This window comes from Agrobacterium sp. 16-2014-1-2a (genome assembly GCF_053522705.1).
On sequence record NZ_JBNWBX010000011.1, the window covers coordinates 154,771 to 178,864 of the forward strand.

Genomic DNA, 24,094 nt, shown 5'->3' on the forward strand with positions numbered 1-24,094 from the left:
ACGCCATCAGCCGCCCTGGGGCCCTCTGCTCGGCCGGGCGGCACGGACCGCTGCCAGTCCCCTGATGCCCTCCTTATCGCCAATGGACGTCAGACTTTCGAAAATCTGCGCAGCATCGGCGTAGCGGTTCATGGCAAGATAGGAATAACCGCGCAATACCATGAGATCGGTGCGCTCATCGGCAAGCCGCGCACGCTGATCAAGCAGGAGAAGCGTTTCCGCATAACGTTTGGACTGGAAGGCGGAAACCGCCCTGTCGGCCAGGATTGAAACCTGCAACTCAGTCGCGCGCGGGCGGTCCATGCGCGATTTCGTCGCCGAGACAGCGGCATGGTCCGTCAGCCCCATGCGCAGATAGGCAAGGCTCTGGCCATAGGCCGCATCGCTTTTAACAGTCGACTGGCCGCCGGCAATGGCGGATTCGAAAGCCTTCAGGGCTTCCGCCGGCCGGTTGGTCTCCATCAGGCACCAGCCGAGATCAAGCGCCTGCTGTGCGGGCAGGCGCTGGGGATCGGGATAGACCGCGCAGGAGCGTGGACGTGACGAGGCACTTACGGTCCTCTGCGTCTGCGCTGGCAGACGCGCCTGCTTGCGCGAAGGTTCCGGAGCCGGCTGCTGGACAGACGGCTGGCTATAAGCCACCACTGTCTCAGGCTGCGGCGCATAGGGCGCGGGTGCCGTTGTCTGGGAAGCTGTGGCGACAGGCGGTGCGGTGACGGGCGCTATCTGCTGCGCGGACTGGTCCACCATACGTGCCGTTCCCACATCAGCGATGCGTTGCGAGCGGCTTGCCCATTGCTGCTGTATGCTGCGCAGACCGGCGAGATTGCGCAGATCGTGATAGCTGACTGCCATGCCATAGGCCGACGGTTCGTCATCGGCTTTCCAGCCAAGCGCAGTGCTGAACCATTGCAAGGCGAGCGGCGTCTGCCGGAAAGCAAGCGAATACCAGCCGAACTGCTGCGCGGTCGCCGCATCCTTGCGAGTTATTGTTTCAGCGGCGATGCGCTGCAGCACATCCGGCGGCAGGACCACAGGCGGCTCAAGCGCCAGAAGATTGGCTGTCGCGGCAAGATAGGTCGCAAGCCCGTCGTCCGAAGCGGTGCGCCACTTATACATGACGTCCTCAGCTTCACGTGGCTCGTTGCGGTCGATCAGCGCCAGCGCCAACCCCTGTGATGCAGACGCGCTGTCTTCCTCTTCCCGCGCCTTGCGAAACCACTTTTCCGCCTCCGCCATGTTCTTCTGGCGGATATTGTACCAGCCGAGCAACAAGGCATCGCTTGCAAGCTTGTCGGTCTCGGCAAGCCTTTCAAGCCGCATCAGATAGGCGGAAGGAACGGAAATTCCCTCCTTCTCCCCTGCCTTGGCCACGAACTGGCGGGCGAGATCGTTCTTGACCGGTTCGAATTCCAGCTGACCGTCTGCGTTGGGCTTTTCCTTGGCAAGCAAATCGCCGATCATCTCCGCCGGCAAAAGCGCGGACGCCTTCTGCACCGTGGCGAGCCTGTCGCTTGGCGTCGTGCAATTGTTGAGAATGTAGAGATAGGCGTCGCGCGCCCGTCCCATGCGGTCGGTATTGGCAAACGCATCGGCAACCCGCCACAGGACATCCACCTCGCTACAGGTCAGCAGGCCGGGATTGCTGGCGGCCGCGTCCACCACTGTCGAATATTGCTTGAGATCGGAAGCGTTGACGAGCCGCTGGCGAGCCTCGGCGAGGGAAAGCATGCCGGTCAGATTGTCGGGAGGCTGCCAGCCGGGTTCCGCCTGCTGGCGGTCGGCGATCGCCTTTCTGACCTCGGCGTAACGGCCGTCGCTATAAAGCTGCCACATGGCATCGAGCCGGGGATCGCCGTTAACGGGAATGGCGAGCGGATCGGCAGGCGGTGTCCAGTTGGGATAAAGCGTGCGCAGCCTCGCGATTTCGGCCTGAAGCCGCTGGGTATCGCCCTTGGCCGCGAAATAGCGCAGCGCGCTGAGATCGACCTCGGGCATGTCTGATGACGCCGGCTGGGTCTGGCGGGGTGCGGGCGCCTGCGCCATTTGGGGCTGCGATATCTGTCCACCCGTCTGTGTCTGCGTAACCGGCGGTTGCGGATCAGTCGCCGGCACCGTTACCGCTGGCGTCACGGGTTGGGTTAGCTGCGCCATCTCGCGATTTTTAAGGAACGCGTTGATCTGGGCCGGATTGGCTGCCGCTGGAGAAACGCGCTGCGCCGCACGGTTGTCGCCAACCGCCGAAGTATGAATGTCCGATACACGTCCGAGAATGGTGTCGCGCCAGTGGAAGGCGGCGAGAGCAATCAGAAGCAGGATGAGAGCCGAGGTAGACAGCGGTTTGTTCATCGGCACTCCCCGTTATTCCTTGCCAGAAACGACAATGCCAGAAGATGCAATGTAGAAGGATAATAAAGCGTTGGCTGAAAGCCTTTCAGTTCGGCAGGCACAGCCGGGCCGCCGCCGGCGCAGGCCGCGAGCGCCGGAATGATGCGATAACCGGGATCCGACAGAACGTCCTTGACCGCGCCGCTCTTGAGATCGAAGGTTCCCGCAGCACCGCTTTCCAGCGTCATGCCGTTTTTCAGGCGGTCAAGCAGCTCCGGCGAGCCCATTTTCGCCCTTGCAAGATAAAGCGGAATCCGCACTGCATTGTAACCAAACTCGGGCGGAAACGCCGATGCCGGTTGCGGTTTCGTCTTCATCGACACCCAGTCGGCGGGCAGTTTCCTGTCGCTGAAAGCAAACGTACCGATCTGCGCCACGCCGTCGTCGGCAAGCGCCTTCCAGAGTGGCGATGGTGCGACGAGATTGAGGACCGGAAATGCTTCGAAAATCAGATAGGAAGGATTGACCACCGGGCCGTCGCCCCGGTCAACCTCGCCAAAGCCGCTGGCGGCGGGCAAAAGCAGCGTTCGCCCGCCGCGCTGAACGACAGTTTTCTTGAGGACGGCCGATGCGATGGCCGCCGATGCCTCGGCATAGTCCTGCCGGTTCCACTGCGCGGCAGCCAGCGCCAGCGCGTAGGCAATCAGAATATCGCCATCCGTGGCATTGTTGATGTCAGTCACATGCGGTCTGGTTCGCGGATCCCATTTCCACGCTGAGAGACCGTCGTCGCGCACCAGGAGTTCCGTGCGGGTAAAACTCCATATCAGCTCGAAGTCGGCAATGTTCTCTGAAAGAACGGCAAGCCACATGCCGTAACCCTGGCCTTCGCTATGGCTGATATTGCCGTTACCGGTATCGATGATGCGCCCGCCGGGATCGAGAAACGCACTTTTATAGGCCGACCAGGCCTCAGGCGAGACAGATGCGGCGCGGGCAATCGAGATGCTTGAGATCAACGCCATCAGCGACACGCAGAAAATGCCGGCAAGTCTAAAAATCCCACGCCTCATCGGTGTCGCCCCATCATACGCAGCATCGCGAAGGTGGCAAAGCCCAGGAGCGACACGAACCCGATGAATGCCAGCGAATAGGAAAGAACATTGGAAGACAGCCAATTAGCAGCGATCAACCTCCAGTTCGAGAGGGAAAACGCCCGCGTGACGTAGAAATACGGCTGCCCCACCTCGACCGTTTCGATCTTTTCTGCACCGGCATCGTAAGCTGCGACCCGCCCGGTGACGTCGCGCCAATGGTTTTCACGCACCATCGAAGACATGCCGTCACGAAGCTCCGCCGACGTCGGGGCGGTAGCCAGCGTCCAGACCCCTTCGCCGGAAGGGCTTAGACCCTGCACCAGCATGAAGGAGACATTGCCGGGCGGCGCATAGGGCTGCTCGGCCGCCGGCAGGAAACGCAGCGTATCGGAACTCAGATCAAAATTCCGCTTCATCCACTCCTCAAAGGAGGAAACCTGGCCTTGCCAGATGCCGCCGTCCACCCGCTCTCGCCAGTCATTAAAGAGGGTTTCGCTGTTCTGCGCAGGCGGCTGAACGCCCGTTCCCATTTTCCAGGATATCTGGCTGGAAGGGACAAGATTGAACTGGCTAATCAGCGATTGCGGGAATTGCGAAATCGTCCCGACGAACAGGGCGTCACGGTCCCCGATCACCAGCGGCGATGCGACGGTCTCGACATTGATCGGATATCCAGCGGCGCTTGCCAGCCGGCTGACCAATGTCGCCGCCGCCGACATGGTGTCGGTATCGAAACGATCAAGCGACAATGCGACGGGATTTGCGGCAAACCTGTAGGGCTGCCCGGCACCGGACATCGCGGCGAGATCGGGCTTGCGACCGATCTGCGCGTAATCGGGAATATGGATTTCCGATGTGTCGAACAGGGCAAAACGCGGGGTCGTGCTGGCCGGCGCTCCCGGCGCGCAGACCTGATCCTGCGCCGTCATCAACACGGCCTCGATGGTGATCTTGTTCGGGCCAGGCTTGAAGTGGCGCATCGTCACATTGATGGGCAGATGCCGGAAAATGCCGCCACCATTGTTGGAGATCGGCACGGTCGAGGCGATCTCGTCATTGACGTAGATGTCTATATGGCTACCGGGCAGCACCTGCGAGGAATAGGCGGCATCGAGCAGCATGGCCGCCTCGCCATAGGCCGATGCATAAAAGTCGGCGGGCATGCCGACGTAGAATTCGTTGCGGAAACGCCGTCCACCAAATTCGCTGCTCTCAAGCCCAAGCTCGGAAAGCGCGATGCGACGGTCCGACATGACGAGCGGTACATCCGGCGCATGCCAGCTGCGGGTGGAAAAGGTCGTTCTCTGGGCACCGGGCGTACGCGAGATCGAGGAAAACAGCGTCTCAATCGCCGCCTGTACCGCCTGCGGGGTGGGACCGCTGACGAAGAGCGGCGAGAGGCCACCCGGTTCAGTTGTATCGAAGCCGGCAAAAGCACCCGCCGACGCCTCGGGCGGCACCGCGCCGGTGAAGCCGGCAATCTCGCGTGCGGTGCCGACAAGAACTACCAGCGTTCCCGCCTTGCGTTCGGCGGAGGGTGCTGCCACGAAACGGATCGTCTGGTTCGGCATCTGGGTTCGGAGTGCCAGAGCCTGAGAAAGGCGCAGCAGCGAATCTGCAAATGCCGGATTGCCGAGCGCAGGTGCAACGATCTCGATCGACGTTGCCGCCTTGGCGTCCGGACCGGTTGCCTGGATATCGTCGATATTGGTGAAGTTGCCCGCGACATCGGCGTTAAAGCCGATATAGGTGTTCGCCGGATTAACATCGGTCCACAGATCATAAGTGGACTGGATCGTGCAATCGGTTCTGTGGCGCTGCTGCACGCCAAGCGTCACGACATTCGCGCCCACCTGCAGGACACCGGGTGGAATTTTCAAGGAAACATTGCCCTCACCGTCGGGCGCCTCAATGCGCGCCGTATCCAGCGGAACATTGTTGAGGCTGACCTGGAAATTCGAGTCTTCCGGCGCGACCACGATGGCGTTCTGATAACCGATATTCAGCGAAACGGCGGCATTCACCTGCTCGGGCGTTAGATAAATGCTCCACTGCCGCCGATCCATTTCGCCGGAAAGGCTGAGCTTTTCGTAAGGCAAGATGTACCGGCGACGGCTATCCGCCGCGGGTGACGATGCCTGAACGGGTGCGGGTCTCGCCTGACCCTGCGGCGGCATGGATACGGGTGGCGTCAGCGGCCGCAGCGGCGGTTGCGGCGCAGGTGCGGGCTGCATTACCACAGGAGGCTGGCCCACTGCAGGCTGGGTCGATTGCTGGGCTGGCTGCGGCTGGCGCGGTACAGCTGGGGGAAGTGTCGGCGGCAGCACAGGTGCCGGGGCTGTCTGTGCAGGCTTCTCCGGCGACATGTCGAAAGGTGAGGACTGCGCCATCGCACCGGTTGCGACGACACCCAACATCAGTGCTGTCAGTGAACTCCTGATCGTTTTACCGCCGGTCATTTTACAACTCCGGCAGGTTTGACGGTTTTGGAGGCGGGCCGGAGCGCCTTGGCCAGATAGAACAGGCCGCGCTGCGTCTGGAACAGAGATATCGCCAGAAAGATCGCCGTGCCTCTGATGAGGCCGGGGTTCTTGCGGCGCACGCGCTGGAACTCGCTCCATTGCTCGGAATTGGCGAAGATCAGGTCGGCGATCAGGCGATGATCGATGGCGCGCTGCGGCGAGAATGTGCAGCCTATGGAAATGAAACCGTCGCTCCGGACCGTGCGGACCACATTGATGGCCATGGTTTCCGGCACGCCCTCGCTATGAGGCTTCACCCTAATGATCGCTGTCGTGTTCTTTTCGATAGCGGTGGTGCTGTCGAAAAGATTGATCAGCAGGCCATGCACCGACACGTTGTCGATGGAGGCCGGTACCCATGCGTCGCTACCCTCAAGCTTGACCTCGCAGCGCCGCTTGACGGTGATGCGCCGCGACGCCGATTTTTCGCCGCGCTCGGAGACGACGCCAAGCGCACATCCCGCGAAAATGAGGTTGAGCAGGTTCCACCCGCCGACGACGAGTGTGACGTCCGCCTTGTATGGCTCTGCATAGATGCGCCAAATGGCAAAGGCCATCGCAACCAGCAAAAGTGCGAAAATGACGAAGAACGGGCGGCTGATTTCCGAAAGCCGCGCCTCGGCGATGGATTCGTCCTTCGCCGTCACCTTAAAGGTCGGCTTGCCGGGATTGAAGATCACCGACACGACGGCTGGCAGAAGGTGGACCGTCTGCACATATTCGTAGAGTTCAGAAATCCACGGCCAGCGGAAGCTGCCATAGAGATAGTTCTGCATCATCAGGTTCACGAGCATATACGCGGCCGTATAAGCCAAAAACTCGCCGCCGGAAGCCACGAAAATCTGAAGATCGAAGAACAGGTAGAACAACGGCGCAAACAGGAAGATCGTGCGCGGGAACGGGAAAAGCCAGAACAGCGTCGACGACATGTAGCAAAGACGCTGCGTGAAGGAGAGACCACGGCGGAACAGAGGCTGGCGAAAGATCAGGATCTGCATCATGCCCTGCGCCCAGCGGCTACGCTGGCCGATGAAGCTTGCGAAGGTGGCCGGTTGCAGCCCGGCGATCAGGGGCTTGTCGACATAGACGCTGTTCCAGCCGCGCGAATGCAGCGCGAGCGCCGTTTCGCAGTCCTCGGTGATGCTGACGCCGCTGAACCCTTCTGTATCCAGCAGTGCCTCGCGCCGCAGCACGGCGGCGGAACCACAGAAGAACGCACCGTTCCACTTGTCGAGACCGCGCTGGATGATGCCGTAAAACATCTCGTTTTCGCTCGGCATCGTCTCGAAGGTGCGCAGATTGCGCTCGATCGGATCGGGATTGACGAAGAAGTGCGGCGTCTGCACCAGGAAGAGCCGGGGATCTTCCTCGAAATAGCCCACCGTTTCCAGAAGGAAATCGCGCGCGGGCGCATGGTCGGCGTCAAACACCGTCACCAGTTCGCCGGTGGAATGGGCGAGGCCGTTATTGAGATTTCCGGCCTTGGCGTGGACGTTGCGCTCGCGCGTCAGATAACGCACGTCGAGGTCCTCGCAAAGCTTCTTCAACTCCTCATGGCGGCGCTGTGCCGCCTGCGCCTCGACGATATTGCTGGCATTGCGCTTCTGCACCGAGCCGCCATCGTCCAACAGCCAGACGGTGAACTTGTCGGCCGGGTAATCCATGTTCTTGGCCGCCGCCAGCGTATTGGCGAGAAGCTCCGCGTCCTCGTTGTAACTCGGCACGAAAACATCGACCGTCGGCCGGTAATCGGGCGAGCCAGGCCGAGTCTTTCGGGAAGGCAGCGGCATCGACACGATGACGAGGCTGAGACCCAGCATCACGACGCTGTACATTTCCGCGAGATAAAGCAGAAAGCCGGGAATGAAGTTTTCGAGCTGGTTGACGGGCGGCAGCGTGCTCGTGGTGCGCCAATAGACATAGCGAAGCACGATGGCCGTGCCGAAACCAAGCGCCACGAGCCGCCAGGCTCCCTGCCCGTTGAAACTCTTTATTGTTGCGAGAAGGACAAGCGAGATCGCCGTGGCGACCAGGTGCGTCTGCAGGCTGACCGGCATCGTGACGATGGCCAGAACGCAAAGCGACACAAGAAACCAGACAATGATTGTGATGGCCTTGTTCATCCCGAAACTTTCCGCTCTCTTCCCCGCCCGGAATTTTTACCGGGATCTTTTACAATGCCCTCTTCTGCTGTTGCTCCAGCCATCACCTGCATCCCGGAGGCGCTGTCGAACCGGACAGACATGTGGGCGACGGAATAGCCACCTGCGGAACCTGCGTCGGCTGCTGGCTCTCCACCTGCACGCTGGCCGCGCGCCTGCCGACTACAGCAGGCCTTGCGGGCTGGGCGGGCGCGCCAACGGATGCGGGTGACGGAATACTGACTGCCGCCACCGGCGGTAGCGGCTGCGCCGTCGGCTGAACAGGCGTGACGGGTACGGCAGCACGGCGCACGGGTTGCAATGGTATGCTCGCAGTCACTTCACTGCCGGGCCGCATCGGCACCTCATTGGTCTTCATGGGATAGACCGGATGGCCCGGCCGCCCAAGGTTCTGATCCACCGCCTGCGGCGTGCCATAGGGGTTCCAGCTTTGCGAGGCATAGGTGCCGGTGATCGTGTAATTATACATGACCGTCAGAAGCTGCTCGACGCTTGCCCCCGACTGGCAGAGGCGCAGTCGCACCTTGATACGCCCCAGGTTGCGGAAATCCTGCCGCATGCTTTCGGGCGAGCGGATGTCCTGCCAGCCATAAAGGCAGGTATCGATGCCTCGGCCCTTGCCGGCCGCATAAGAAAAGGCGCCGTAACCGTTCTGCAGATAGTTCGCCGACATGACGATGTTCTCACCCGGAAACTCCGAGCGGATTTCCCGCGCGACGGAGGATGCCTTAAAGCCGGAGAAAGCCAAAGCATCGCGATCGGTGTCGCCGGCTTGCTGCGGACCGAAGAACTCGGCCTTGATGTAGTTCTGTCCGGGCGTAGCGGCTTCGGCGCGCAATACGACCTGCTGTGCCACGGCATTGGAGTAGGTGCGATTGACCACGGTGACGATTTCCGGACCGCCGGGCGGTGGGAAAACCAGTGCTTCGGACGCAGACAACATCTTTGCGCCCCCGAACGACCTGACGCCCGAGGGAGTATTGCAGCCCGAAAGAACTGCAATAGAGAATAGCAATGAAGTAAAGGCAGAAAATTTCACTGCCCCGTGCCCCTTTATTTCCCCAAGCCCTAACAGGTTAAAAGGAGACCGAATCACTAATGACCAGACCATTGTTACGAAATACTGGAGGCAGGCGAATAAGCAATATCAAATTTATATTGTAATTTCTGATGCTTTGTGGCCTCCGAATCGTTTCGGATCCCTTCTTTGCCGGACGAGACGACGGAACCAAATCGCGCTGGTGCGGGTTCGCTCGGCGTGAGTCGATATTTTTACGGTTGCAGCGCAATATGTCCCATGGTCTACTTGCGTTTATAATGACGTATTTTTATTGATCACTTTTTTCATTCAACTGTAAAAACAGAGAGTTGACGCATGACTGTGCAATTTCCGAGTATCTCGCAGGCGCTTGCCGAAGAGATCGGAACCTTACGGAAATGGCTTGAAGAGGACGCACTGCCGCTGTGGTGGGAGGTTGGCTCCGCCCGTCCGGACGGCGGTTTTTACGAGCGCCTCGGCCAGGATGCGAAACCGGTTTTTTCTGATGACCGCCGCGCCCGCGTGCAGCCTCGTCAGGCCTATTGTTTCGCTGCCGCCGGCCAGAACGGCTGGCAGGGTCCGTGGAAGGATGCGTTGCTGCATGGGCTGAGCTGGTTCGAAAAGGTCTATCGCCTCGATAACGGCCTTTACGGCAACCTCGCCGACCAAACCGGCAAGCTGATCGATCCGTCCTTCGATCTCTACAATCAGGCTTTCGCGCTTTTCGCCGCAGCACAGACGGCCGCAGCCCTTCCCGACCGCAAGGACGAGATGCGTGCCCGGGCGCTCGAGATCCTCGCCGTCCTCAATCGCGACTACAAACACCCCGTCGCCGGCTTTGAGGAAGCGAACCCGCCGCGCACGCCGCTGTGCTCCAATCCGCATATGCATCTTTTCGAGGCGATGCTTGCCTGGGAAGTGCAGGACCCCAAAGGTCCATGGATCCCGCTGGCCGACGAGATCGCCGGCCTTGCACTCACCCGCTTCATCGATGGCACCAATGGCGGGCTACGCGAATTCTTCGGCCATGACTGGATGCCGTTTGAAGGCGAGAAGGGCCGCATCATGGAGCCCGGTCACCAGTTCGAATGGGCCTGGCTTCTGGTGCGCTGGGGCAGCCTGCGCAACAATGGCGAGGCAATCGCCAAGGCCAAGCGCATGTTCGAGATCGGCGAAGCGCATGGCATCTGCCCACGCCGCAAGGTCGCGATCATGAGCTTGTACGATGATTTTTCGGTACATGACGGGCTGGCACGGCTCTGGCCGCAGACGGAATGGCTGAAGGCAGCCTTGCGCCTTGCCAGCGTGACCATTGGTGAAGAAAGACAGCGTTATCTTGCCTCGGGCCTGAGGGCCATCGGCGCGCTGCAGCCTTTCCTCGACACACCGGTCAAAGGGCTTTGGTTCGACAAATGGCCGGCCGACAAGCCGATGCTGGACGAACCGGCACCGGCCAGCACTTTCTACCACATCGTCTGCGCCATCTATGAGGCTGAGGCCGTACTCGCCTCCAGCCATTAGAGTCCGGGCGGGCGAGCGGGCCGGGCGTCCGCTCTACCCGCTCCAGCCTCAGTTAAGCCGCGCCGGGCGCACAACGCGCCAGTCGGGCTTGCCGAGATTGTGCGGCCATGGATGCACGTCCTTGTCGTTGAAATAGACGACCTCTTCCAGCTTGGGAAAATCCGCCTGTTTCAGCGTCACGTCGTTCATCCATGGACGGACGTAGGAATCGCCGCCTTCATAACCCAGTTCAGCAACCCAGACCGGTTTATTGAAGGTTTCGACAAGCCCATAGCCCTTGCGCAGGAGATCGGTGAACTTCTGCGGCCCGCCATATTCGATCTTGTCATAGTCCTCTAGACCGAAGACCGAGAGACCGACCAGGTCCGCGTAATTGTCACCAGGATAGTAAGCGCGCAGACCGTCAAGACCTTTCGGCGACCACATCACCTTGACGCCAGGGACCGCCTTGCGGGTCATGTCCACCATGCGTTTGTAGGCCGTGATATAGTCCTGCGGGTTCCAGCCCGACCACGAGAAGCGGCCGGATGTGTCTTCCATTTCCTGTCCCCAACGCAGGATCAGCGGGCTCTTCATTGCGGACATGCGTGCGGCGATCGCCTGCATGTTCTTGTCGTAGTCGCCTCCCATCACCTTGCGGCGCAACTCGTCGGAGGTGAGCCGCCAGTTGACGTCCCATGACCAGGGTTCGACCGTGATCAGCACGTTACGCTTGCGCTCCAGAGCGTAAGCGTCTGCGAGCGCGAGGCTGTCGAGATCCACGTCCTCCCAGGGCAGGAACAGATGTTCCGTCGCCACCCCGGTCTGGCCGGTGAAATCGCCGTGCGGATCGTAGGCGCCGAAGCGTATACCATCCGCGTGCAATGTCGGACGTTTGTCGGCAAGCGTCTTCATGCCCGTGGAGCCCATGGGCGCGACCCCCTGGGCATCCAGTTTGAATATGGGGTACATGCTGGCTGAAGCAGCAACAGCAGCCCCGCTTGCAAAGAGCAGTCTTCTTCTTGTTATTTGCATGACACTTTCCTCCTACCTCGTCGCAGTCATCGCCTTGCCGTAGGCGGCGATTTGCGGGGTGACGTCGTCCTTGCGGACAAGTTTCAGGAATTCATCTCCGGGCCGTGGCGGATTATGCCGGAAGACGTACCAGGGCCCGCCCTGCTTGCGCTGGTAAAGCACCTGACCGATGCGACCGTGGTCGAAACACGTGTCGGCCTTGCCGTTTCCGGCATCGGTTTTCCAGGTAGCGCGCATGCACAGCGTACCTTTGGCATCGACGGTCCAGCGGCCTTCACCGACGGCCTTCTTGCCTTTCTCTTCAGTCAGGGCGATGAACTTGCGGCCATCGGCGATGAAGCGTCCGCCACCAGTCTCCCATTTCCAGGTCTTGTCGTAATACATATCTACGACTTCGCTGGTCCGGAGCGGTTTCGGCGTCTTCGTGCCGCCCGCGGCGTGGACGGCACTTGGCGCGATCACCGCAAGGCAGAGTACGAAAGCGGAGAACCCGCATTTGCTTATTGTTGTTCTCATCACAGCCTCCTCCTTCTATTGTCCGACCCTATTGTCGGCCAGCATGATTTCTCCGGTTGTCATGACCGGTGGCGGCACCATGGGCTCCGCCTGCATGTTTCGAATTCCGGGCATTCCCGGCAGTACGATGCGCAGTTTCAGACGCACCGATCTCGCTCCCTCCACGCCAGCACCGGCCACGGTGAACCGCGTTTCGGTGAAGCTGACATAGGGTTGCCCGTGCGACAGGGCCTCCAGCCCACCAATCGCATGGGAGCTGAGTTCCGCGGCACTACCTGCCACAAGCAGTAACGAACAGGCGGCAACCGTCGCCCCACCGCGCAATGCCGGCAGCCGTGGCAAGCCGTTTTCCATGGTGTGTCGGACGAGAAGAAAAATCGAAAGGCCCGCGTAGATCGCCACATTGATCGCGGCGAAGACGAAGAAACCTTCCGCAGCGTTTTCACGCGGCGCCAGAACCATTGCGAGAAGGCTTAGTGCCGCCAGAACCATGTAAGGCGCGATTACGCGCAGCGGCAGCGGCGGTTTCGCCTGCGTGCCCTTGGGTGTAATGCGAAAGTCGACGAAATCACCACGGATCGTATCGCGTATCGCCGCAAGCACACCCATCAACGACCAGGGCCAGCGCAGGAACAGAAACACGATGGCTTCCCACCCGAAGAGTTTCGCATCATGCGGGCGAAAGGCCCCCGTGGCCCGCCAGAAAAAGGCGAACACGATCATGATGAGTGAAATCGGCAGGAAATGCGCCAGAAACACTGGATAGGAGGCATTGACGAGTACCTGGCCGCTCAACAGTGCAAAAGCGGGAAGCACGAACATCAGTGCCATGAAGCCTGAAAACAGGGGATACCAGAGCTGTGAAAACAGGAACTGGAATTTCAACCGCAAGGGAAGCTTCGGCACGTAATGCCGCGAATATTGCAAGAGGATGGTCATCAGACTGCGTGACCACTGGAATTCCTGCACCACGAGATCGGTAAAAGTCACCGGCCCGTCGCCATGCGCGATTGCGTTGACAGCGTGGACGCCGCGCCAGCCGCCCGCGTTCATCAAAAGCGTGGTGGAATGGTCCTCGGCAAGCTCGGGTCCCAGACCGCCCACCTCACGCAGGGCTTTGGTGCGCACGGCATAATGCGAGCCGATACAAAGCGGCGCCCAGCTGTTGTTGTAACCCAGCTGCAGGGCGCCGTGCAGGCTTGCCTCGGCATAAAGCCTGCCACGCGCAGCCCAGCTCTCCTTTGCATTGGCATCGCAGATGCTTGGTGCGGAGACATATCCAACCGCCGGATCGGCGAAAGGACGGATGATTTCACTCAGATAGTCCGGTTCCGGAACGTGATCGGCGTCGAATTGCGCGACGAAATCATAACGCTCATACCCGTAATGATCGTAGAAATAAGCGAGATTGCCTTCCTTGCAACGGGTGCGGCGAGGCCATGTCTTGCGGTGATAATCGACGACACCCTTCCGGGTCGAAACGAAAACGCCGTGCGCGCCGCACCATTTCAACGTTTGCGCATCCGGGTCCTCATCCGCAAGCCACACGTCAAATTCCAGGCCCTTCTGCTCCAGCATGGCCTGCAGCGTCTTTTGTACTACGGTAAAAGGCTCCGACGGCGCCTTGGTTACAACCATCGCCACCCTGCCTTGCGGCAGAGGAGAGCGCCGGTCGATGACCCTGGCGTTCAGGAAGATGAAGATGAAATAGGACGGCAAAAGCGTGATCCACGCGAGTGTTACCGTAACGATCGTAAAATACGGCCAGTCGATGACCCGATCCCGGTCCAGCCACCAGATCCAGAAATAGGCAAGCGTCACCAGCCAACCGCCAATGCCGAGACGATAGGCCATGCGGTTCCAGCCGGTGAAGACGGGCAGCATTGGCAATTGGCCCGCGACGGGACGCGATGATGGTACGGAAGGGGTAGAGCGAGCTTTCATGACAGCACCTCCAGCCCGAAGCCGGGACCAGCCGTGCGGATGATGGTGTCTATATCGGAGCGCTTCGGCGCAAAGCCGAGGGTCGCCCTCGCTCTTTCTATATCAGCGAACAGGGCGGGCGGATCACCGGCGCGCCTTGCGCCGAAATGCACCGGCACTTCCTGTCCCGTGACGCGATGGATCGCGCGGATGATATCCCCGACCGATGTGCCGTGGCCGGAGCCGAGATTGACACGCAGGGTCTCGCCGCCATCGGCAAGATAGTTGACGGCGGCCACATGGGCATCAGCCAGATCGCTGACATGGATGTAGTCGCGGATACAGGTGCCGTCGCTGGTGTCGTAATCCTGGCCGAAGACGTCAAGTTGCGGCAGCCGTGAGGCGGCAGCCATCAGTGCCCGGGGGATCAGATGGGTTTCCGGCTCGTGGCGTTCGTAAAGTTCGCCATCCGGGTCGGCACCCGCCGCATTGAAGTAGCGCAGAGCGACGAAACGCATGCCATAGGCGGCAGCGTAATCATCGAGCGCCATTTCGAAAATCAGCTTCGTACGACCGTAGGGATTGACCGGCATCTGCGCCGTTTCCTCGCGGATCGGTAATTGCGGCGGCACGCCATAGGTGGCGCAGCTGGAGGAAAATACCAGCCCGCCGATATTCTGGTCGAGACAGGCATCCAGAAGCGCCAGACTGCCGCCGACATTGTTGCGGTAATATTTGCGCGGATCCTCGACGGATTCGCCGACATAGGCATTTGCGGCGCAATGGATGACGAAGCCTGGCGAGAACTCCTTGAGCGTGGCCTTCAAGAGACTACGATCGAGAATGTCGCCTTCAATGAAGGGACCCCAGCGAACTGAATCCGCGTGACCCGTCGAGAGATTATCGTAAGCAATGGGCTTGAAGCCGGAATGCGCCAGCGCCTTGCAGATGTGGCTGCCTATGAATCCGGCCCCGCCCGTGACGAGGATTGTACGGGACATCTCATACGGCCTCCGCAACCTTCTTGCCGGCGAGCAGCGCATCGAAATAGACGATGGTTTTCTCCAGACCGGTTTCGAGCGGTACGCGCGGTTGCCATCTGAGCATTTCCTTGGCACGCGAAATATCGGGACGGCGCTGCTGCGGATCATCGATCGCAGCGGGCAGATGCACGATGCGCGAGCGGGAATTCGTCATGCGGATGACGATATCGGCCAGCTGCCGCACCGGAATTTCGCTCGGGTTGCCGAGATTGATCGGTCCGGTGCAATCCTTCGGCTTGGCTGAAAAACGCAGGAACCCGTCGATCAGATCATCGACGTAGCAGAAGGAGCGCGTCTGGCTGCCGTCGCCATAAATGGTGATGTCCGAACCCTTCAGCGCCTGGACGATGAAGTTGGAAACCACCCGCCCGTCATCGGGGCGCATGCGCGGCCCATAGGTGTTGAAGATGCGCCCAACCTTGATATCGACGCCATAAAAGCGGTGATAATCGAAAAAAAGCGTTTCGGCGCTGCGCTTGCCCTCATCGTAGCAGGCTCGCGGCCCGATTGTATTTACGTTGCCGAAATAGCTTTCCGGCTGCGGATTGACGAGCGGGTCGCCATAGACTTCCGATGTCGAGGATTGCACCACGGTTGCACCGCATCTGCGAGCGACTTCGAGAACGTTGACCGCGCCGAGCACATTGGTAAGCAGGGTGCCGACTGGATCACGCTGGTAGTCCGGCGGCGAGGCCGGCGACGCGAAGTTGAAGATCAGCGAGACGTCGATGTCATAGGGCTTGCGGACATCATGCTCGACCATCAAAAACCGCTTGTTGGCTTGCAAATGCTCAACATTCACGGTCCGTCCAGTCGAAAGATCGTCGAGACAGATCACCTCATGACCGCAAGCCAACAGACGTTCGCAAAGATGGGAGCCAAGGAAACCAGCCCCGCCGTTGACCAGAACGCGCTGGCCTGGCCGCCACTCGGAATAGATTGTAGCGCCGTTGTCATGGTCGTTGGGAACGAAATTACGCATTACACACTCCTCCCAATGAGGAACCAGCCCGGCTGATTCGACTTGAACTAGATCAAACTCCAGATTGCAGGATATTTCGAATATCACCTCCGGTTTTTATTTCTTCTGGAGGTTTTAATATTTGGATTCGGTATATTTCAACTTTTATGATAGGCGCGTCATAAAACAGGTCAACTTTATTTTATCGAAATATTACAATTGATTACCCCGAATTACTCGTATTAATCACTCGATTTAATACTTTTTAACTACGCCTCCATTATGCCTTTCTTATTGAGCATTAGCGCAAGCTTCGCTCAACCAGTCGGGACTATTCTGGTTTTGTAAGGCTCGGTCCACCGGGGCAAAACCACCCGGCGAGATGCGACAGCTAGTCGATTTCAGGGGACATACATCATGAATGAAATGCCTTATTCCCATAACAGCAAAGCGGCCCGCCGCTGTCGTTTTGCACTTGTTGCCGCCGCACTTGCGACGTTCACTTTCGCAACGGCCTCGTGCTCCGTCGTTGAAGATGCCGTTCTGATCAAGACCGCATCTGCTAATACGGCAACGATCAAGAGCCGGGTTGCTCCAGCCAAGGCGTCCTACGGCTATGACAAGACAGGCAACGCAGCCGTCACGCTTGTTGCCGATACTTACGACACACCGACGATATCGCCGCGGCATTCCTATTCCGGTTCGTCTCCCTATATCTGCTCACCGAGCGGATTTGGTCAGAAGTCCCGCTGTTTCCTGAGGCCCTGAGCCTCAGGCATAACCTCTGCTTGAAACTGGCGTCCTTGCGGCATCAGGCCCGCCAGATGTTCAGTTTCTCCAGCCGGAGATAGCCGCGTCGTCGTCCTTGTGAAAGAAGCGCGACGCTGCCTCCGTTCGGTTGCGCACATTCATCTTCTTGTAGATGTTGCGAACGTGCACCTTCACGGTATTCTCGGACAGGTGAAGCCGGTCGGCGATGATCTTGTTTTGCGTTCCCTTGCAAAGCAGGTCGAGGATCTGCACCTCGCGCGTCGTCAGCGCCGCCATTTCACTCTTGCTGACGGCAAGAGCGTCGGCGCGGTTGGCGATCACGGCGTTGCTTTGAACGCTTTTGCCGTTCACGGCCTGGGAATAGGGGGTGAGCTTGCCGAGAAGGGCAGCGGGGAAATGCTCCCCGCCCTTCATGAGGAGATCAACCGCCGCCATGAAAACATCGAGCCGCAGATTAAGCGGCAGCACGCCATCGATGATACGCATCCCCACCAGCTGCTTCAGCGGCTCCTCAAACTTGTCGATGGTTTCGACGACAAGTGCAATTGGGGCATCCGGATGCTTTTCGTGGACTGCCGAAAGAACGCTATGAAGCCGCTCGCCCGACATACGGTACGGCAGGACTAGCCGGACATCGGCGCCATAGTCATCGTCGATCGTTGCCGAGGACATAACGCTCATCACAGCGAATGTAGGGAACTTTTTGCCCAGCGCCTCCACGAGGCACTCGGAAAACAGGTCCGGATCCGCGATGATCAATAAAGTTCCATTTATAGGCGCAACGGCTCCACTTTGTTTTGCCGCATAATCTGAAGTTCCCATGAACATCGACGTCTCCCCTAAAGCGCTACGCATTACGTTCTTTTTGGTTGTGTGCTCTGTCATTCGCCGGGATACCCCTAGAAACAAATGGGGCAACTCCCGCTTCACGCCATGTCAACTATCATTAATTACCCGTTAATTAAGGAGGCTAATACGAAAAGCTGTGCAAAGAAATGGCCCAAATGGGTTATTTCTTGCAATTGACGTACAAAATTGGTTACGCCCGTAATGAATCGTTGAGCCCGGAACCAGTGTAAAAACAAACACATCGGAAAAGCTTTCGCTCCGGTTTTGCAATCCGGGAAAATATAACTTTTGGTTGATATCCCTTTACATACCTGCCCGGCAAACGAGCTTCCGGAATGTGCCATTTCGGGATAGGGACCCTTCTCACCGCCATTGACTATATTTTTAGAAAAAGCAGCTTTTCCCGGCCTGAGCGCAATTATTTGCGTCTGAACCGGCGGCAAATCTCCATGCGACCGCCTTCCGACATATATATTGGTGGTAAGGGTGCCGATATGTTTAGCCCGAATTGATAGCTAGGAAGCGCGATTTTTCTGCTGCACAGTCTGACCGTCGCTGCAAACAGTGACCGATGGAAAGACAACCCCGGCCTTTGACGTGTGTTTGCAAACGCCGGTTCCTTTTCAAGACATAACGAAAGCAAAAAGACGAAGCCACCGCGCTCCCAACGGAGCGAGGAACGGATTTGTGCGCCTTAATACCGAGTAGCGCACAAGGGCTGAACGAGAAGAGCCCGGTTACGGGCCGATGCCAAGCCGCAGATGAGACGTACCGAGTGCATCTGCAGAACATCAATCTTTGTGCAACGCGGAGCAAGCGCGAAAAAATCCCGTTTTAGATGAGAGGGATTTCGAAAGCTGCTCCGAGCTTTTTCGGAGGAAATCGAAATGGGTTACAATCCACAGCCTGCGGGCGACGACATCACCAAGATTGGCGCGCTTTCGGAGGGTTTCGCCAACACCTCGACCAATGACGCGACGGTGGACGACAGCAATGTCGGCACCGCAAACGGTGAAAACCGCAACAACGACAACAGCGATAACAGTGACAACAGCAACAACAGCACCAATGTGGATGTTGATGCCCAAATCGACGTCGCAGTGGGCAACGGCGACAATCGCGACAACGACTATGACTGGAGCTATGACAGCAAGTCCTACAGCGACAACGACACGACCACAAAGACAAGCACCGAAACCAACACCGAAATCAAGTCGGATTACGACTGGAGCTATGAAAGCAAGTCGTACAGCGACAACGACATCAACGTGAAGACGGTCACGGATACGGACACCAAGACCTTCTCATATTCCGACAACGACACATCGACAACAACAACGGCGACGTCCGGCAGCTTCAACTCTGCCGACAGTTTCTACAAGTCGGATGACGACTTCGGCAACATCGCCGGCGTCAAGGATGTCGGCAATCTCGGCATCGCTGGCGGAGACCTCACCTTTAACCTCGGTGACGACTTCTCCTTCACACTTGATGTCGACAATATCCTCAACAGCTCGCTCAACGGCGAAGGCAACGACACGGGCTTCAGCCTTGTGCAGGCCAACCACCTGGCGGATCAGGATCAGGCCTGGGATGTCAGGATGGACAATGGTGGTGCACAGAACCACCTGAGCGCGAATGCCGGCGACGCCTTTGGCGCAGAAGGCATGGACGGCAAGGGATGGGACCTCAAGGCTGGCGACGACGCTGCGGGTACCAGCACTGCAGATGCATCGGCTATCCTTGCAAACTCCGGCTTCCATCTGGAACTGGTGCAGGGCGCCAACATGCTCTCCAATGCCGTTGATGTCTCGGTCACAGGCGGTAACTCGCATGTTTCCGATACCGGCGAGGACAGCGGCTCCTGACGAGTACCTCTCTATGAAAAAAGCTGCACCGGCATTCGCCGGTGCAGTTTGCGGTTGAAGGACCGGGTTTGCGCGAAGACGAAGCACCGCCTCTTGGACGTGTGCCGCCCGCCGCCCAGGCTCTGCCGCGATGATCAGGGAGGGACCTGCAATGCAAATCGACAGAATTTCAGACATGATTGCGCATTTCATCGGCCTGTTCGACACGGTGATCGAGGAAGCGCGTCTAAGAAGCAACTATGCAGAAGGCACGGCACACGCGAACCAAGACCGGTTGTCGGATGATGACGCGGCAAGACTGCTAGACAAGAACTACGACTTGCAGCTTCAGGATTACGATCCCGGCGTTAAATATCGCGCCGGCTATTACGACTTCGACTATCTGCAACCGCATTTCGCTCGCATGGTCGAACACGACATGCAGCAGCTTGCAAATGCGATACCGGTCGATATGTCAGCCGCGCATTTCCGTTTTCCGGGCAGTGTCTCCTTTGAGCAAGAACGCGAACTGGTGGTGCACACCGGCCCTGGCTCGGTTATCGCGCATGTCACGCAGGTCAATATTCTTCAGGACGACGACTATCTGAACATGACGGACGGCCCCAATGTGGCGCGCGACACCAGTTTCGTGACCCAGCGCACCGTCGAGTTCTACAACGAAGCAGCCGTCTTCACGCCCTTTTCCGTTTTCCAGCGCACCGACAGCTACGACGCGTTGCAGGCGCTCGCCAAATCAGCACATGATTATATCGACCATGCACGCGAAAATGACGTGACGTCCCTTGGAACCGGCGCGGAACAGGATTTCGTTCTCGCCGGCAATGACATCAACGGCCTCTACATCAATGGCTCCATGGCAAGCGAAAAGCCAACGCTCGACGACTTCATGCCGGATCGTGGCATTGCCAAGCCCGCTGAAGAGCCGGAAAAGAGCGATGTTTCGCTGCATGAGGATAGTCCCGCCGGAAACAGCCTCGATGTAGCTGCCGGCGCAAATGTCGTCGCCAACATAGCAACGCTGGTCAATACTGCCGTCATGGCCTCCGTCACCACCGTCATGGGCGATTATCACCAGATCGACGCAATCACCCAGGCCTATGTCTATAGCGACCGCGATGAGGTCGATTCCGTTTTCACGCAGTCCCAAGACCATGACGCAACCGCCGCCTACAATATTGCGACCTTCTCACGCAGTGTCTATCCGGGTGCGGAAAGCGCCGACAGCAGCCACGATAGTGGTGAACCACCAATATTTCCCACTGCCTGGCGTGTCAGCGTCCTCGAAGGAGACGTGTCCTTCGTCCACTGGATCGAGCAGTACCAGTTCATCAGCGACAACGACACACTGACGGTTACCTCTTCGGGCGCCAGCGTCAGCTTGCTGAGCGGTGGCAACGCTGCCCTCAACATCGCAAATTTCCTCGGCATCGGCATGCAGTACGATCTGGTCATCGTCGGCGGCAATGTGCTGGACATGAACCTCATCAGCCAGATCGCCGTGCTTTACGACAATGACTGGATCCGCGCCAACCCCGACGCGCCTGAGGGCGCCACCGTTCAGTCCGGCAACAACCTGTTGTGGAACGACGCCAGCATCCACAACGTCGGTAGCAACGACCGTTTCGAAACCATGCCGGACTACATGGCGCAGACGGTGAAAGCGATTAACGAGCGTGATCCGAACATGCCGGACGCGCTTGCCCACGATGCCAATTTTGCGGGCTATCAGGGGATCAACGTCCTTTACATCACTGGCAATCTTTATGACGTCAGCATCATCAAACAGGTGAGCGTGCTGGGCGATTCCGACTATGTGACGCAGGCAGCAGCAAAGATTCTCGAAAACAACGAGAACGTCACGATCCATATCGATACCGGCAGCAACGCCGTCATCAATCTCGCGCAGATTATCGATTACGACAGCTTCGGTTCCACCACCTACGTCGCAGGCGGGCTTTATTCGGATGCTATCCTGATACAGGGCGGCATCATCGAAAATGATGCGTCGCAACCGGGTCACCAAGGCCAGCAGCTGGCAAACGAAGTGATCGCGTTTCTGCACGACGATCCCGCCACCATTCAGAATGAATCCGATGGCGTCATCAACGCCGGTCACGACATGTCGTGGTCGAGCGCGCATTCATCCGACGTCATGCAGGCGGTCACTGCATAGGTTTTGACAGGCGGGGAGAAACACCCGCCGCCAAAGCCGCAGAAACCGCGAGATCACCGAGGGGATTAATAAAAAAATGGATCATATTTCAAGAAAAACCATTACCGCCGGGCACTCGCTGGACTTGCCGCTGGATCAGGATGCGGAAGACAGCAAGCTGACTGATGCCTGCATTTCGGCCATAAACGAGGCCGTCGAAAACCTGCGCCATCTGTCCGGCGCGGAACCGACCGCGAAAGCAGCCCCGCCCTCCCCTGAGATCACACCGGCCCGGCCCCTTCCGCAACATTCCCCATACGCCGAACAACCGCAAATGCGTGACGTTCCGCAGGAAAGGCCAGTGCCGCCGCAGCAAGACCGGCGCACCGCCTCACCGCCGGAGCCGGAAGCAAAGGTGGACAATACCGAGCTGAAAAGCGCACCCGACCTGCCCTTCGTCAAAACAATCGACAATAATGACGGGCCTATCCGTGAAAACGAGCGCCGTCCGGTGACGGGCGGCGGCGGCAACGGCAAGGAGCCGACGGAGAATGGCGGTGGTGGCGGAGGAGGAGGCGGAAGCCAGAGCGGCTTCCACAAGCGCAGTGAACCCGTCAATTTCGCCGCCAGCCTCGCCAAGGGCATCGCCGCGATACGGCGCAACATGGCGATCGTGATGCTGTTCACCATCGCCATCAACGTTCTGCTGCTTGCCATCCCGCTCTATCTGTTCCAAATCTCGGACCGGGTACTGACAAGCCGCTCCATGGATACCCTCGTCATGCTGACGGTCGCCGTTCTCGGCGCGGTTCTGTTGCAAGCCTTCATGGACGCCATCCGGCGCTTCATCCTGATGCGCACCGCTGTCGAGCTTGAAGTGCAGCTTGGAGCGCCGATCCTGTCGGCAGCGGCCCGCGCCTCCCTGCATGGCAGCGGCAAGGACTACCAGATCCTGCAGGACCTGCAGCAGCTGCGTTCCTTCATTACCTCCGGCACCCTGATCGCCTTTCTCGATGCGCCGTTGATGCCCCTCTTCATCGTGGTGGTTTATCTTGTACATCCGCATCTCGGCGTCATCATCATGGTCTGCTGCGCGGTGCTGTTCATCATAGCCTGGCTGAACCAGCGCTTCACCGCCAGACAGTTCGCGGAAGCCTCCGGTTATCTGAGCCGCGCCAATTTCCATCTTGATTCCATGTCGCGCAACTCGCAGATCATCAATGCCATGGCGATGATCCCAGAGGCCGTGAAGATGTGGGGTCGTGAAACAGCCGGATCGCTGAAGTCGCATGTGGCGGCGCAGGATCGCAACATCATGTTCTCAGGTGTTTCCAAAGCAGCCCGCATGATCACGCAGGTCGCACTCCTGGGTTGGGGCGCGCATCTGTCTCTCGCGGGCGAACTGACAGGCGGCATGGTGATCGCAGCATCCATCATTTCCGGCCGCGCGCTGGCGCCCATCGAAGGAGCGATCGAGGGTTGGCATCAGTTCAACAAATCTGCAGCCTCCTATAGCCGTATCAAGCAGCTTCTCATCACCTCACCGCTCAATTTCCCGCGTCTGCGCCTGCCCAATCCGGAAGGGCGTCTGGATGTGGAACGTATCCTTTTCGTGCCGCCGCCGCAGAAGAAGGTGATCTTGAACGGCATTTCCTTTTCGCTGAAGAAAGGGGAATCCCTTGCCATCATCGGCAATTCCGGTTCCGGCAAGACGACGCTTGGCAAGATGCTGGTCGGCTCCATCCTTCCCACTTCCGGCAATGTCCGCCTTGACCTCATGGACCTGCGCAACTGGGACCAGCGGCAATTCGGTGAAAGCATCGGTTATTTGCCCCAGGACGTGCAGCTGTTTCCCGGCACCATCAAGGCCAATATCTGTCGCATGCGTGACGATGTCGAAGACCGGCAGATCTACGAGGCGGCTGTGCTCGCCGACGTACACGAGCTCATCGCCGGTTTCCCGCAGGGCTACGAAACCGTGGTTGCCGCCGATGGCGCACCGCTTTCGGGCGGCCAGAAGCAGCGCATCGCGCTTGCCCGCGCCTTCTTCGGTGATCCAAAATTCGTGGTTCTGGACGAACCAAACTCCAACCTTGATACGCAGGGCGAACAGGCGCTGGCAAAAGCCATTCTGCACGCCAAGAAACAGGGCATCACCACCGTCACCATCACCCAGCGACCCGCACTTCTTCAGTGCGTCGACAAGATAATGGTGCTGAAGGACGGATCGGTCGCCATGTTCGGCGAACGGATGGACGTACTGAAGGCTATTTCCGGCAATGGCCGGCAAAGTAGCCAGTCTCCGCGGATCGAGGGTTGAGGATCGTC

General features: G+C 58.8%; 16 protein-coding genes. 5 read left to right on the top strand and 11 right to left on the bottom strand.

The window, feature by feature from the left end; translation table 11 throughout:
- Positions 1-6 precede the first annotated feature (6 nt).
- The 5 genes from ACQZ45_RS24565 to bcsN form a co-directional block, all read right to left on the bottom strand.
- Positions 7-2,349 carry a cellulose synthase gene (locus ACQZ45_RS24565; protein ID WP_162691758.1) on the bottom strand — a complete coding sequence of 781 codons (2,343 nt, stop codon included), beginning with the start codon at positions 2,347-2,349 and terminating at the stop codon, positions 7-9.
- Entirely contained in the window at positions 2,346-3,401 is a 1,056-nt protein-coding gene (locus ACQZ45_RS24570; RefSeq protein WP_013761566.1) for a glycosyl hydrolase family 8, read from the bottom strand. Before ACQZ45_RS24570 ends, ACQZ45_RS24565 begins: the two co-directional genes overlap by 4 nt.
- Positions 3,398-5,884 carry a cellulose biosynthesis cyclic di-GMP-binding regulatory protein BcsB gene (locus ACQZ45_RS24575; RefSeq protein WP_113291562.1) on the bottom strand — a complete coding sequence of 829 codons (2,487 nt, stop codon included), beginning with the start codon at positions 5,882-5,884 and terminating at the stop codon, positions 3,398-3,400. The genes ACQZ45_RS24570 and ACQZ45_RS24575 overlap by 4 nt, the downstream gene beginning before the upstream one ends.
- Positions 5,881-8,070: a UDP-forming cellulose synthase catalytic subunit gene (gene bcsA / locus ACQZ45_RS24580; protein WP_038494060.1), complete on the bottom strand. Its 2,190-nt coding sequence runs from the start codon at positions 8,068-8,070 to the stop codon at positions 5,881-5,883. Before bcsA ends, ACQZ45_RS24575 begins: the two co-directional genes overlap by 4 nt.
- An 82-nt stretch (positions 8,071-8,152) precedes the next feature.
- Positions 8,153-9,052 (bottom strand): cellulose biosynthesis protein BcsN, encoded by a 900-nt coding sequence (bcsN, locus tag ACQZ45_RS24585; protein WP_112391224.1) that lies wholly within the window; start codon positions 9,050-9,052, stop codon positions 8,153-8,155.
- A 432-nt stretch (positions 9,053-9,484) separates the two neighbouring features.
- Here bcsN and ACQZ45_RS24590 point away from each other — a divergent pair, with 432 nt between their 5' ends.
- The gene (locus tag ACQZ45_RS24590; RefSeq protein WP_413373070.1) at positions 9,485-10,669 is read left to right on the top strand and encodes an AGE family epimerase/isomerase; all 1,185 of its coding nucleotides are present in this window, start codon (positions 9,485-9,487) and stop codon (positions 10,667-10,669) included.
- Between the two features lie 48 nt (positions 10,670-10,717).
- On the opposite strand, the gene ACQZ45_RS24595 is transcribed toward ACQZ45_RS24590, so the two are convergent.
- Genes ACQZ45_RS24595 through ACQZ45_RS24615 form a run of 5 tightly spaced genes read right to left on the bottom strand, consistent with a single transcriptional unit; the run spans position 10,718 to position 16,147 of the window.
- Positions 10,718-11,683, bottom strand: coding sequence for a glycoside hydrolase family 26 protein (locus ACQZ45_RS24595; protein WP_003510877.1), 966 nt, complete (start codon positions 11,681-11,683; stop codon positions 10,718-10,720).
- Positions 11,684-11,695: 12 nt separating this feature from the next.
- On the bottom strand, positions 11,696-12,199 hold the full coding sequence (locus tag ACQZ45_RS24600) for a DUF995 domain-containing protein (protein ID WP_003510879.1): 504 nt from the start codon (positions 12,197-12,199) through the stop codon (positions 11,696-11,698).
- A 15-nt stretch (positions 12,200-12,214) separates the two neighbouring features.
- Positions 12,215-14,143: a glycosyltransferase family 2 protein gene (locus tag ACQZ45_RS24605; protein WP_112201059.1), complete on the bottom strand. Its 1,929-nt coding sequence runs from the start codon at positions 14,141-14,143 to the stop codon at positions 12,215-12,217.
- Positions 14,140-15,123, bottom strand: a complete 984-nt coding sequence (gene galE, locus ACQZ45_RS24610; protein WP_065661611.1) for a UDP-glucose 4-epimerase GalE — start codon at positions 15,121-15,123, stop codon at positions 14,140-14,142. The genes ACQZ45_RS24605 and galE overlap by 4 nt, the downstream gene beginning before the upstream one ends.
- 1 nt (position 15,124) lies before the next feature.
- On the bottom strand, positions 15,125-16,147 hold the full coding sequence (locus tag ACQZ45_RS24615; protein WP_019564672.1) for a UDP-glucuronic acid decarboxylase family protein: 1,023 nt from the start codon (positions 16,145-16,147) through the stop codon (positions 15,125-15,127).
- Positions 16,148-16,543: 396 nt separating this feature from the next.
- Between ACQZ45_RS24615 and ACQZ45_RS24620 the strand changes: the two genes are divergently transcribed.
- Positions 16,544-16,894 (top strand): hypothetical protein, encoded by a 351-nt coding sequence (locus ACQZ45_RS24620; RefSeq protein WP_013761572.1) that lies wholly within the window; start codon positions 16,544-16,546, stop codon positions 16,892-16,894.
- 60 nt (positions 16,895-16,954) lie between these two features.
- On the opposite strand, the gene ACQZ45_RS24625 is transcribed toward ACQZ45_RS24620, so the two are convergent.
- Positions 16,955-17,725, bottom strand: coding sequence for a helix-turn-helix domain-containing protein (locus ACQZ45_RS24625; protein WP_003510893.1), 771 nt, complete (start codon positions 17,723-17,725; stop codon positions 16,955-16,957).
- Between the two features lie 908 nt (positions 17,726-18,633).
- On the opposite strand from ACQZ45_RS24625, the gene ACQZ45_RS24630 reads away from it, so the two are divergent.
- The 3 genes from ACQZ45_RS24630 to ACQZ45_RS24640 all read left to right on the top strand — a co-directional run bounded on the left by ACQZ45_RS24630 (position 18,634) and on the right by ACQZ45_RS24640 (position 24,086).
- The gene (locus tag ACQZ45_RS24630; RefSeq protein WP_112152962.1) at positions 18,634-19,614 is read left to right on the top strand and encodes a fibrinogen-binding protein; all 981 of its coding nucleotides are present in this window, start codon (positions 18,634-18,636) and stop codon (positions 19,612-19,614) included.
- A gap of 151 nt (positions 19,615-19,765) precedes the next feature.
- Positions 19,766-21,787: a hypothetical protein gene (locus tag ACQZ45_RS24635; protein WP_113291564.1), complete on the top strand. Its 2,022-nt coding sequence runs from the start codon at positions 19,766-19,768 to the stop codon at positions 21,785-21,787.
- Positions 21,788-21,863: 76 nt separating this feature from the next.
- Complete coding sequence (locus tag ACQZ45_RS24640; RefSeq protein ID WP_112391226.1) at positions 21,864-24,086, top strand: type I secretion system permease/ATPase; 2,223 nt, start codon at positions 21,864-21,866, stop codon at positions 24,084-24,086.
- Positions 24,087-24,094 lie beyond the last annotated feature (8 nt).